This window comes from Longimicrobium sp., assembly GCF_036554565.1.
In the GTDB taxonomy this organism is placed as follows: domain Bacteria; phylum Gemmatimonadota; class Gemmatimonadetes; order Longimicrobiales; family Longimicrobiaceae; genus Longimicrobium.
On sequence record NZ_DATBNB010000803.1, the window covers coordinates 1 to 11,785 of the forward strand.

At 74.2% G+C, this 11,785-nt stretch carries 9 protein-coding genes; 8 read left to right on the top strand and 1 reads right to left on the bottom strand.

The features are described 5' to 3' along the window. A partial coding sequence (locus VIB55_RS22720; protein WP_331878962.1) for a glycosyltransferase family 4 protein occupies positions 1-1,071 on the top strand: 1,071 nt, incomplete at its 5' end. After that, complete coding sequence (locus tag VIB55_RS22725; protein ID WP_331878963.1) at positions 1,068-1,775, top strand: class I SAM-dependent methyltransferase; 708 nt, start codon at positions 1,068-1,070, stop codon at positions 1,773-1,775. The genes VIB55_RS22720 and VIB55_RS22725, both read left to right, overlap by 4 nt. Before the next feature lie 26 nt (positions 1,776-1,801). On the opposite strand, the gene VIB55_RS22730 is transcribed toward VIB55_RS22725, so the two are convergent. Next, complete coding sequence (locus VIB55_RS22730) at positions 1,802-3,088, bottom strand: acyltransferase family protein (protein WP_331878964.1); 1,287 nt, start codon at positions 3,086-3,088, stop codon at positions 1,802-1,804. 240 nt (positions 3,089-3,328) lie between these two features. On the opposite strand from VIB55_RS22730, the gene VIB55_RS22735 reads away from it, so the two are divergent. The 6 genes from VIB55_RS22735 to VIB55_RS22760 form a co-directional block, all read left to right on the top strand. Beyond that, positions 3,329-4,708, top strand: a complete 1,380-nt coding sequence (locus VIB55_RS22735) for a hypothetical protein (RefSeq protein WP_331878965.1) — start codon at positions 3,329-3,331, stop codon at positions 4,706-4,708. Further along, complete coding sequence (locus tag VIB55_RS22740) at positions 4,701-5,852, top strand: glycosyltransferase (RefSeq protein WP_331878966.1); 1,152 nt, start codon at positions 4,701-4,703, stop codon at positions 5,850-5,852. The genes VIB55_RS22735 and VIB55_RS22740 overlap by 8 nt, the downstream gene beginning before the upstream one ends. Continuing rightward, positions 5,852-7,156, top strand: a complete 1,305-nt coding sequence (locus VIB55_RS22745; RefSeq protein WP_331878967.1) for a glycosyltransferase — start codon at positions 5,852-5,854, stop codon at positions 7,154-7,156. The genes VIB55_RS22740 and VIB55_RS22745 overlap by 1 nt, the downstream gene beginning before the upstream one ends. Before the next feature lie 193 nt (positions 7,157-7,349). Then, positions 7,350-9,362, top strand: coding sequence for an asparagine synthase (glutamine-hydrolyzing) (gene asnB, locus VIB55_RS22750; protein WP_331878968.1), 2,013 nt, complete (start codon positions 7,350-7,352; stop codon positions 9,360-9,362). Further along, positions 9,362-10,579, top strand: a complete 1,218-nt coding sequence (locus VIB55_RS22755) for a glycosyltransferase family 4 protein (protein ID WP_331878969.1) — start codon at positions 9,362-9,364, stop codon at positions 10,577-10,579. The genes asnB and VIB55_RS22755 overlap by 1 nt, the downstream gene beginning before the upstream one ends. After that, on the top strand, positions 10,536-11,785 hold a 1,250-nt coding region (locus VIB55_RS22760), incomplete at its 3' end, for a heparinase II/III family protein (RefSeq protein WP_331878970.1). The genes VIB55_RS22755 and VIB55_RS22760, both read left to right, overlap by 44 nt.

Here is an 11,785-nt window from a genome sequence, read left to right on the forward strand (position 1 = left end):
GCCCTGGGCAGGCGGTACGCGCCGGGGCTGCCGTCGTCGCGGGTGGTGTCGCTGTGGGGCCAGGCCTTCCGGCAGGCGGCGGGGCTGGGCACGCTGGACCAGGTGGACGCCCGGCTGGGCGCGCGGGCGGGGGCCCTGGCCCGGCGGCGGGGCGCCGGGATCCTGGCCTACAGCTACTACGCGCACGCGGCGTTCAGCGCCTACGGCGCGGGCGGCGCCCCGCGCCTGCTGTTCCAGGTGCATCCCCACCCGGCGTCGCTGCGGTCGCTGTTCCTGGACGAGATGAAGCGCGTCCCCGCCGCCGGGTCGCTCGCGGGCGAAGAAGAGATGCGGGCCGGGGGAGAGCGCTTTCGGCGGCTGGCGGGCGAGCCGCGGATGGCCGACCTGTGCCTGGTCGCGTCGCGCTACACCGGGCGTACGCTGGTGGAGAACGGCGTGGCGCCCGAGGCGGTGCGGGTGGTCCCGTACGGCGTCGACACCGCGTTCCTGCACCCCGCCCCCGAGCGCCGTCCGGGACCCTTCCGCGTGCTGTTCGCCGGCCAGATGGTGCAGCGAAAAGGGCTCAGCGACCTGCTGGAGGCGTGGCGGGGGCTGCGGCTGGCCGACGCCGAGCTTACGCTGGTGGGCCGCGGGCGCTTCGACGAGGGAGTCCTTCGCGCGTACGAAGGGTGCTTCCGCATGGAGACGGACGCGTCGCGGACCCGGCTGCGGGAGCTGTACCAGCAGGCAGACGTGCTGTGCGTGCCGTCGCTCGCGGAGGGGTTCGGCCTGGTGTACCTGGAGGCCATGGCGTGCGGCACCCCCGTGATCGCCACCCACAACACCGGCGCGGCAGACCTGGTCACCGACGGCCGCGACGGATGGGTGGTGCCGATCCGCGCCCCGGAGGCCATCGCCGAGCGCCTTCGCTGGTGCCACCAGAACCGGGACGCCCTCGCGCGAATGCGCCCGGCCGTCCGCGCCACCGCCGAGCGGTACACCTGGCCGGCCTTCCGCGAAAAGGTGGCGCGCGCCACGCGCCAGGCCGGCGAAGGCGCCCGCCCCGTTTTCCCCGATGCCGTCCGGCCATGACCCAGCATGAAGTAGAAGTCCAGCGGGCCTACTACGCCTCCACCGCGCAGCGGTACGACGAGATGCACGTCCGCGAGGGCGACGAGCACTACTTCGCCCTCTCCTTCATGCTGTCGATGCTCGACTTCCTGGAGATCCGGTCGGTGCTGGACGTGGGGGCGGGTACCGGGCGCACGGTGCAGCACATCCGGGCGCACCGTCCCGACATCCGGGTGGTGGGGATCGAGCCCGTGCAGGCGCTGATCGACCAGGGCCACGCCAAGGGCCTTTCCGCCGACGAGCTGCGGGTGGGCGACGCCACGGCGCTGCCCTACGCCGACGGCGAGTTCGACCTGGTGTGCGAGTTCGCGGTCCTGCACCATGTCCGCGAGCCCCGCCGGGTCGTCGCGGAGATGCTGAGGGTGGCGCGCAGGGCCGTCTTCATTTCCGACACCAACCGTTTCGGGCAGGGGTCGGCGGCGGTGCGCGCGGCCAAGCAGCTGCTGAGCGCGGTGGGGCTATGGAAGGCGGCGGACCTGGTGCGGACGCGTGGAAAGGGGTACACCCTCTCCGAAGGCGACGGGCTGGCGTACTCGTACTCGGTGTTCGACGACTACCGCCAGGTGCGCGAGGGGTGCCGGCGCATCCACCTGCTGAACACCGTGGACGGCGGGGTGAACCCCTACCGCACCGCCCCCCACGTCGCGCTGCTGGGCATCAAGTAGCGCCCGGCGCGCCGGCGAACGACGGTTCAGCGGGCCGGGCCGGCATCCACGCCCAGCATCGGTCGCGCGAGGCCCCGCGCGAAGAGGGACCGGGCCCGCCGCTCCACCCACCGGCGCACCTGCACGGTGCGCTCCTCGGTAAGCCGCGCAAGGACCCAGGCATACCCCAGCACCAGTGCCGTGAGCGGAACCAGCGCGGCCAGGTGCGCCGCGTCGGGCTGCCAGGGTGCCGCGCCGTTGCGGGTGAGCACCGCCGCCAGGAACACGATCAGCGGCATGTGCGCCACGTACAGCGTGAACGAGAAGCCCGCGATGGTCCCCGACACCGTCCTCCCCGCCGGCGCGCGCCGCGCCGCGGCGGCCCCGCCCTGCAGCAGCACCCACAGCAGCCCCGTGAACACCACCCCGAGCGCGGCGTCGGCCGCCAGCGCCGAGGGGAACGCGTCGACGCGCACCAGCGCCAGGGTGCCCCCGAGCGCCAGGAGCAGCCCGCCCGCCGCGGCGCGGCGCACGTGCGGCCGGCCGGCCAGCGGCGCCGGGGCCACCGCCACCGCCACGCCCAGGAGCCAGAGCAGGAAGTACGTACGGATGACGGGGCCCACGAAGAGCGCCACGGCCGCGGCCACGGCCACGTACGCGGCCTTGCGGACGGCGCCCGGGGCCAGTGCGCCCAGCAGGAGCGCCGGGAAGAGGGCGTAGTACCAGAACTCGTAGCTCAGGCTCCACAGGGGCGCGTTGGACCCGAAGGGAGGCGCCACGATTTCCTGGAGGTAGAACAGGTTGGCGAACAGGGTGCCCGCCCCGGTGCGGTCGCTCACGGCGAACGACATGAAGGGTGCACCCGGTTCGCCGGTGTAGGTGCCCGCCGTGCCGAACAGCGCCAGCCCCGCCTGGTCCCAGAGGGCGCCCAGCACCAGGCACGGCACCAGGACCACGTACAGCCGCGTCAGCCGCTGCGACGCGTACCATCCCCACGACCAGCGCCCCTCGTCCACGGCCCGCAGCACGCTGGCCGAGATCAGCAGGCCGCTCAGCACGAAGAAAACGATGACGGCCGCGTGCCCGAACCCGGTGGCGAAGTACACCGCCTTGGCGCCCAGAGACTGGTTTTCGGGGATCACCCGCGCATACTCCACGAAGAGCGCCGCGCGCAGGTGGTTCCACATCACGAACAGCGCGGCGGTCCCGCGGATCAGGTCCAGCCGGGCCGAGACGGGCTCGGGAAAGCGCAGCTGCGCTCCGCGCCGGAGGAATGCGGGGAGTTTGGCGCCCGGGGGCGAGGGGTGAAGGCCGGGCATGACGTCGTGGCTCATTCGCGCGGGACCTCGGGAGGATGGGGGGATCGGCGGCAAATCTAACCCGCGATCGCTGGAAGTGCAATCGCCGCAACGGGGTACGCGCGGCCCCGGGAACCGCGGGTGGTGGCGTTCCGCGGCTCGGGCGTATAGATTCGGCGCGCGCAGCACCCCCGTTTCACCCTGTTTTCGCGTCCCTTGCCGCTCGCATCTCCGACCGCCGATCGTTCCGCCGCCCCGGCGATTCCCCCGGGCGCGGTGTGGATCCTGCCCGCCGCCCTGGCGTGCGGGTGGGTCGTCGCGCGATACGCACAGGGGTTCATGGGCCGGGAGACGCTGCTCTGCCTGTTGCTGGGCGGGATCATCCTCGCGCCCGCCGCGGTGCGGATGGCGACCGGCACCTTCGACCTGTTCGAGCCGATGGTGCTGGTGACCGGCCTGTACTTCCTGTATTTCGTCGTCGGGCCGCTGGTGCGGTTCTCGATGGACGACATGGTGTTCGTGGGCCGCAACTTCGAGGCGGCCTACGCCAGGGGGCTGCTGGCCGTGCTCGTGGTGGTGCTTTCGCTCTGGGCAGGCTACGCCGTGCCCGTGGGGCCGCCGCCCGGGTCGGCCGCCGCGCTGCGCCGCCGGTGGGACCCGGCCGCCGCCCGGCGGATGGGATGGGGGCTGGTGTTGCTGGCGCTGGTGTTCATGCTCCTGTGGGCGCGCATCGCCGGGAGGTCGCTGGGCACGTTCTTCCTTCCGGGGCTGTTCGGCTCCATGGGGGGCGGGGGCGACGGGCCCGACATCCCGTACCTGGTCCTCGCCATCGAGTGGTTCACGCCGGCGCTGCTGGTGCTGGTCATCGCGGGGGCGCTCCGCGGCCTGGGGTCGCGGGCCGCCGCCGTGCTGCTCATCACCATCGTGTACGTGTCCATCGGCTTCCGGTACCGCGTGGTGATCCTCTGGATCGCCTTCTCCATGCTGCTGTATCTCAAGGCCGGCAAGCGACCCCGCCTGGCGGTGCTGGTGCCCGCCGGGCTGGGCGCGTTCATGTTCGTGGGGTGGCTGGCGTGGGCGCGCCTGTTCTTCCGGTCGGGGGGTGCAAACGGCGGGCTCGCCTTCAACTTCGGCGATGTGGTCCAGGGCGGGCTGAGCGACACGCGCGTCTTCGAGACGTTCGGGGCGGTCATGCAGGTGGTGCCGCAGCACGTGGACTACGTGGGCTTCGATCCGCTGGCGTACCTCTTCATCCTTCCCATCCCGCGGTTCCTGTGGCCGGAAAAGCCCCTGCCCATGTGGCTGTACGACATCGGCGGCAGCATCGGCACGGCCGAGTCGGCGAACCTGGGTGCGGCGGTGCCCCACTTCGGCGAGTACTACTTCATGTTCGGGTGGCCGGGGATGGCGCTGGGCAGCTTTCTGTTCGGCATGGGGGTGCGCTGGCTCTGGCGCTGGTACCAGGCGGACCCCGGCGACCCCTGGCGCCAGCTGCTGCTGGCCATCAACACCGGGTTCCTGTTCCAGGCCGTGATCCGCGGATACCTGGCGCAGGTGTTCCAGGAGTGGTGCTTCATCGTGCTGCCCGCCATCGTGATCATGCGGATGTGCACCCGTCCGGCGCCGCCGCCGGCGGCGGGGAACGCGAATGCCTAGGGTGCTGGTCGTCAGCAACATCCCCACGCCGTACAACGACGCCCTCTTCGCCAGCCTTGCGCGGCGGCCGGGGGTGGAACTGCGGGTGGCCTACGGCGCGCCCACCGAGGCCAACCGCGCCTGGGCGCTCGCCGCCGACAAGGGATACGAGTACCAGGTGCTCCGGGGGCGCACCCTGGCCGGCTCGGCCCACGTGAACCCCGGGGTCGCGCGGCTGGTGGCGGGGTCCCGCGCCGACGTCGCCGTGCTCACCGGGTCGTACACCATGCCCACCATTCAGCTCGCCGCCGCGGCGCTGGGGCTGAGCGGCATTCCCTGGGTGTACTGGGGCGAAGAGCTGCTGCACGGCCCGGCGCCGCCGGTTCGCCGGGCCCTGCGCGCCGCGCTGCGGGCCGTGCTGCGGCGGGCGCGGGGCGTGCTGGCCATCGGCACCCGGGCCTGCGCTTCGTACGCGCGCGCGGGGGTGCGGCCGGATCGCATCGCCGACTTCCGCTACTACGCCGACACCGGCGCCTTCCGGCTTTCGCCCGGGGCCCGGGCAGAGGCGCGCGCGCGGCTGCGGGCGGAGCTCCAGGTGGCGCCGGGCGCCGTGGCGTTCGTGTACGCGGGGCAGCTGATCGCGCGCAAGGGGGTCGACACCCTGCTGCGCGCCTTCGCGCGGCTGCAGGCACCCGGCGCGGTGGCGGTGGTGGCGGGCGACGGCCCCGACCGCGACGCCCTGGCGGCGCTCGCGCGCGAGTTGGGCATCGCGGGGCGGGTGAGGTTTCCCGGCTTCGTGCAGCCCGCGCGGCTTCCGGAACTGTTCGCCGCCGCCGACGCCTTCGTCCTTCCCTCGCACGCCGAGGGGTGGGGGGTGGTGGTGCCCGAGGCCATGGCGGCGGGGCTCCCCGTGCTGGCCTCGGAGCGGGTGAACGCCGCCGCCGACCTGGTGGCCGAGGGAAGCTCGGGATGGGTGTTTCCGGCGGGGGACGACCGGCTGCTGGGGGCCCGCATGGCCCAGCTGTGCGCCACGCCGGGGCTGGCGGCGCGGATGGGCGCCGCCGGGCGCGAGTCGCTGCGCGACGAGCAGCCGGCGCCGGCCGCCCGGCGGATGGTGACGCTGCTGGACGCGGCCCGGGCGGGCCGGCCGCTGGCGGGGCTGTGATGAGCGATGCCGGCGTACTCCCGGCACCCGCGGGCGGGGCACGGGCACTCCCGCGGGGCACCCGCATCCTTTTCGTGGCCGACGGGCGCAGCCCCATCGCGCGCAACTGGATCGAGCACTTCGTGGCCCGGGGCGACGAGGTGCACCTGGTGTCGACCTTTCCCTGCGAGGCCGGTTCGCTCCGGCTGGCCGGGCTTCACGTGCTCCCCGTGGCCTTCGCGCGGTTCGCCGGAGGCAACGTGGGGCGCGGCGCGGCGCCCGCCTCCGCCGGCCGCGCGGCCGCCCTGACGCGCAACCTGCGGGCGCGCGCCGTTGCCGCGGCGTTCCCCACCGTGTTCGGCTGGCTGGCGCCCGCCACGCTGGGCAGCCACGCGCGGCGGCTTCGCGAGCTGGTCCTCCAGATCCGGCCGGAGGTGGTACACGCGCTGCGCATTCCGTACGAGGGGATCGTGGCGGCGGAGGCGCTCGCCGGCACGGCGTACCCGCTGGTGGTTTCCGTGTGGGGAAACGACCTGGAACTCTGGGCGGAGCGATACCCCCTGGTCGGGCGGTTCACCCGGCGTGCGCTGGCGCGGGCCACGGCGCTGCACCCCGACTGCGCCCGAGACCTGCACCTGGCCGAGCAGTGGGGGTGGAACCCGGAACGCCCCTCGGCCGTGCTTCCCGGCAACGGCGGAATCCGGCGCGACGTCTTTCATCCCGGGCCGCCCGACGCCGAGGTGGCGCGCCGGCACGCGCTCCCCGCCGGCGGCCCGCTGGTGCTCAACGCCCGCGGCTTCCGCGCGTACGTCCGCAACGACACCTTCTTCCGCTCCATCCCGCGGGTACTGGAGCGCCGCCCCGAGGCGGTCTTCGCCGCGGTGGGAATGCAGGGCGACCCCCGCGCCGAGCGGTGGATCCGGGACCTGGGCATCGGCCACGCGGTCCGCCTGCTTCCGCGGGTGGCGCCCGCCGAGATGGCCGCGCTCTTGCGCCTGTCCACCGCCGCGGTGTCGCCCTCGGAGTTCGACGGCACGCCCAACACGCTGCTCGAGGCCATGGCGTGCGGCGCCTTCCCGGTGGCCGGCGACATCGCTTCCGTGCGGGAATGGATCACGGACGGACAGAACGGGCTTCTCTGCGACCCCGCGGACCCCGCCGCGCTGGCCGCCGCCCTTTTGCGGGCGCTGGGGGACGAGCCGCTGCGCCGGGGCGCGGCGGAGCGCAACGCGGCGCTGGTCGCGGAGCGGGCGGATTTCGCTGAGGTGATGCGCCGCGCCGAGGCGTTCTACGCCCGCGTCGTGAACGAGGCCCTCCCCGGCTGAACCGGCCGGGGCGCGGCGGCTCGCGGGGGGGCCCGCGTCCCGTCGTTTCGTCCACCACGTGGCGGGGCGTCGGGTTGTTCCCCCTTGGCGCAGGGTGTAGTTTTGCGGATTGTTTTCGGCACCGCCCGGCAGAAGCGCGCGGTGCATGCAAGGGGCGCGCTTCCGGGTTCCGGGGGCGCCGGATGGCGGGCGCATGTGCGGAATCGCGGGGTTCGCGGGCGAGTTTGACGGGGGCGTGCTTCACGCCATGATCCGCTGTGTGGCCCACCGCGGGCCCGACGGCGAGGGCCGGCGCGTCCTGGAGCCGGGGGGCGGCCGGCGGCGCGTGGGGCTGGCGCACCGCCGGCTTTCCATCATCGACCTGTCCAGCGACGGCGCGCAGCCCATGGGCGTGCGCTGCGGGCGTTGCGGCGCCGCCGAGGGCGCGGGCGACGCCGGGCTGTGGATGACGTACAACGGCGAGATCTACAACTTCCAGGAGCTGCGCCGCGAGCTGGAGTCGCGCGGCCACGCGTTCGGCAGCCGCACGGACAGCGAGGTGCTGCTGCACCTGTACGCCGACGAGGGCCCGGCCATGCTTGAGCGCCTGAACGGCATCTTCGCCCTGGCCATCTACGACGGGCGCCCCTCGGGCCAGCGCGGGGGAATGCGCCCCGGCGACGTGCTGGTGGCGCGCGACGGCCTGGGGGTGAAGCCGCTGTACTACGCGTCGCTCGCCGACGGGGTGCTGTTCGGCTCGGAGATCAAGTCCCTCCTGCAGACGGGGCTCGTTCCCCGCGAGATGGACCCCGAGGCCATCCACTACCACCTGGCCTACCTGTGGGCGCCCTCGCCCAGCACCGTGCTCAAGCACGTGCGCAAGCTGCGCCCGGGCTTCGCCATGGTGCTGCGGGAGGGCCGGGTGGAGCGCGAGTGGTGCCACTACGACCTGCCCTACGGGCGCGAGCACCTGCCCGGCTCCGAGGCCGACATCGCGGCCGAGCTGGCCCGGCAGGTGGAGGCGGCGGTGGACCGGCAGATGGTGGCCGACGTGCCGGTGGGGGCCTTCCTGTCCGGCGGGCTCGACAGCAGCGCCGTGGTGGCCATGATGCGGCGCGTGCGGCCGGACTACACCCCGCGCTGCTACTCCATCGGCTTCCGCGGCGACGAGGACGTGGAGGGGAACCCCGCGGACCTGCCGTACGCGCGCAGGGTGGCGGCGCACCTGGGGGTGGACCTGTGCGTCCTGGAGATCGAGCCCGACGCCATCCGCCACCTGGAGCGCATGCTCTACCACCTGGACGAGCCCCAGGCGGACCCGGCGCCCATCAACGCCCTGCTGATCAGCGAGCAGGCGCGGGCGGACGGGACCAGGGTGCTGCTTTCCGGCGCGGGGGGCGACGACATCTTTTCCGGCTACCGGCGGCACTACGCCCTGCGGATGGAGCGCGCCTGGTCGTGGCTCCCCTTCACCCTCCGCGGCGGGCTGGCCGGCGCCGCGCGCTGGGCGGGCGAGGGCGGCCTGGGGATGATGGACCGCTCCTCCCTGCGCCGCGCGGCCAAGGCCTTCGCCAACGCCGACCTGGACCCCGACCGGCGGATGGCCAGCTACTGGTGGTGGAGCGGCGAGGCGGTGCGCCGCGCCCTGTACACCCCCGCGTTCGCCGCCGCCACCCGCGACGTCGACACGGCCGCGCCGCTGGTCGACAGCCTGCACCGCATTCCCGGCGAGCGCGACCCGCTGAACCGCATGCTGTACCTGGAGGCCAAGCACTTCCTGGCCGACCACAACCTGAACTACACCGACAAGACGGGGATGGCCGCCGGGGTAGAAACCCGGGTGCCGCTGCTGGACCGCGAACTGGTGGACTTCGCCACCCGCATTCCCCCCCGGCTCAAGCAGCAGGGGCGGGTGGGCAAGGCCATCTTCAAGAAGTCGATGGAGCCGTTCCTTCCCCACGACGTCATCTACCGTCCCAAGACCGGCTTCGGCGCGCCGTTGCGCGACTGGCTGCACGGTGAGCTGCGGGAACTGCGCGAGGACACGCTGGGTGCCGCCGCCCTTTCCCGGCGCGGGTGGTTCGATCCCGCCGCCGTCGCCCGGCTGGTGGAGCAGGACCGGCGCGGCGAGGTGGACGCAGCCTACACGATCTTCGCCATGATGTGCATCGAGCTGTGGTGCCGCATGTTCGTGGACGCCCCCCTTCCCGCACGCGCCGCCGCCTGATGCCTTCGCTGTTGTGGGTGAACCACTTCGCCGTCGGCCCGGGGGAGGGCGGCGGCACGCGGCACTTCGAGCTGGGCCGCGAGCTGGCGCGCCGCGGGTGGGGGGTGACGGTGGCCGCGTCGGACCTGAACCTGCACACCCGCCGGTACGCGCGCCGGGCCGGCCCCGGCGACCGCCGGCCGATCGACGAGGCCATCGAGGGGGTGCGCTTCCGCTGGCTGTGGGCGGCCCCGTACGAGCGCAACGACTGGCGCCGCGCCCGGAACTGGCTCTCGTTCAGCTTCCGGGTGTGGCGGCTGCCCCGGAGCGAGCGGCCGGACGTGGTGATCGGCTCGTCGCCCCACCTGTTCGCCGCGCTGGCGGCGGAGCGGCTGGCGGCGCGCTGGGGGCTGCCGTTCGTCTTCGAGGTGCGCGACCTGTGGCCCGAGACGCTTTCCGCCGCGGGCGGGCGGCGCAGCCCGGGGTACGTGGCGCTCGAGAAGATCGCCTGGCGGCTGTACCGGCGCGCCTCGCGCATCGTGGTGCTGGCGCGCGGCTCCGCCGACTACCTGGCCGAGCGAGGGGTACCGCGCGAAAAGCTGGTGCACGTTCCCAACGGCGTGGACGTGTCCGCCTTCGGCGCCATCCAGCGCCCGCCCCGCCCGACGCTGACCCTGGTGTACACGGGGGCGCACGGCCCGCTGAACGGGCTCGACGCGGTGCTGGACGCGGCCGAGCGGCTGCGCGACCGCGCCGACCTCCGCTTCCTGCTCGTCGGCGACGGGCCGGCCAAGGCCGCGCTCGTGGCCGATGCGGAGCGGCGGGGGCTGGCGAACGTGGAGTTCCGCGCCTCCGTTCCCAAGCAGGCCATGCCGGCGCTGCTGGCCGAGGCCGACGCGGGGCTGATGGTGCTGCGCGACGTGCCGCTCTTTTCCTTTGGCGTGAGCCCCAACAAGCTGTTCGACTACCTGGGCGCGGGGCTGCCGGTGGTCTGCAACGTCCCGGGCGAGGTGGCGGAGATGGTCCGCGACGCCGGCGCGGGGGAGCAGGCGGCGGACGCGTCCGGCGCCGCCCTGGCCGACGCCATCGTCCGGCTGGCGGCTCACGCGGCCGACGAGCGCGCACGCATGGGCGAGCGCGGCCGCGCCTGGGTGGCGGGCGAGCACGACCGCCCCGTCCTGGCCGACCGGCTGGATGGAATGCTGCGCTCCCTGGTGGCGGACCGTGCTGCCGGTTGACCGCTGGCCGCAGGCGGTACGCACCGTCGCGCGCACCTACGGGGCGCGCGGGGCCACGCTGCGCGCCCTGCACGAGGCGCGAAAGGCGGCGGGCCGCTTCCGCCCGTCCCCGCGGCGGGCCGTGCCGGACGCGCCCTTCCGGGGGAACCACCCCTTCGGCGTTGACGGACAGCGCCTGCGGAGCGCCACGGACCTCGCGGCCGCGATCGACCGCGCGGACCGCGTGGCGGACGGCTTCCACCACGCGTACCGGTGGACGTGGAAGCCGCTTCCGTCCACGGCGCAGGAGTGGCTGGTCCATCCCGAAACGGCCCACTCGTTCGGGGACGCGCCCTGGTGGACGGTGCCGCACCTGGGCTCGGGCGGCGACATCAAGGACGTGTGGGAGCCGGGGCGCTTCGGGTGGGTGTACGACCTGGTGCGCGGCTGGCTGGTGACGGGCGACACGCGCTACGTGGACGCCTTCCGCCTCCGGTTCGGCACGTGGCGCGCCAGCAGCCCGCCCTTTCGCGGCCCCCACTGGGGGTGCGGGCAGGAGACGGCCATCCGCGCCGCGGCGCTCCTGTACGCCGAGGCCAACCTGCCGCCGGTGGAAGGGATCGCGCAGACGCTGGCGGCTTCGGGCGAGCGCATCGCCGACGCCATCGGCTACGCGGTGTCGCAGCACAACAACCACTCGCTTTCCGAGGCGGCGGGGCTGGTGTGCCTGGGCGTCCGCTTCCGCGGCGCCCATCCCGAGGCGGAGCGCTGGCTGCGGAGCGGGCGCCGCTGGCTGGCGACGCTGATCGAAGAGCAGTTCGCGCCGGACGGGTGGTACGTGCAGCACTCGTTCACCTACCTGCGCCTGGCGCTGGACCAGTGCGTGGTGGCCGAGCGCGCCCTGCGCTCCATCGGCCTGGCGCTGCCGGACGAAGCCGTTGCCCGGCTGAAGGCAGGCGTAGCGCTGCTGCTGGCGGTGATGGAGGGCCAAACGGGGACGGTGCCCAACCATGGGGCCAACGACGGCGCCTTCGTCCACCCGGTGACGACGGCCGGCTTCCGCGACTTTCGCCCCGCGGTCACCGCCGCGTGCGCCACGTGGCGCATCCCGCTCCCCGATGACGTCCCCGCGGACCCGGAGCCGCTGGCGTGGCTGGGGTTGGACGCGCCGCCCGCCGCCCCGGCGCGGGGCGACGGCGTGTGGAGCGGGTCGTCCGGATGGGCCGT

Excerpts from the sequence above, each read along its gene's own strand:
- VIB55_RS22725 (WP_331878963.1), top strand. The coding sequence starts at position 1,068 with ATGACCCAGCATGAAGTAGAAGTCCAGCGGGCCTACTACGCCTCCACC.
- VIB55_RS22730 (WP_331878964.1), bottom strand. The coding sequence starts at position 3,088 with ATGAGCCACGACGTCATGCCCGGCCTTCACCCCTCGCCCCCGGGCGCC.
- VIB55_RS22740 (WP_331878966.1), top strand. The coding sequence starts at position 4,701 with ATGCCTAGGGTGCTGGTCGTCAGCAACATCCCCACGCCGTACAACGAC.
- VIB55_RS22745 (WP_331878967.1), top strand. The coding sequence starts at position 5,852 with ATGAGCGATGCCGGCGTACTCCCGGCACCCGCGGGCGGGGCACGGGCA.
- asnB (WP_331878968.1), top strand. The coding sequence starts at position 7,350 with ATGTGCGGAATCGCGGGGTTCGCGGGCGAGTTTGACGGGGGCGTGCTT.
- VIB55_RS22755 (WP_331878969.1), top strand. The coding sequence starts at position 9,362 with ATGCCTTCGCTGTTGTGGGTGAACCACTTCGCCGTCGGCCCGGGGGAG.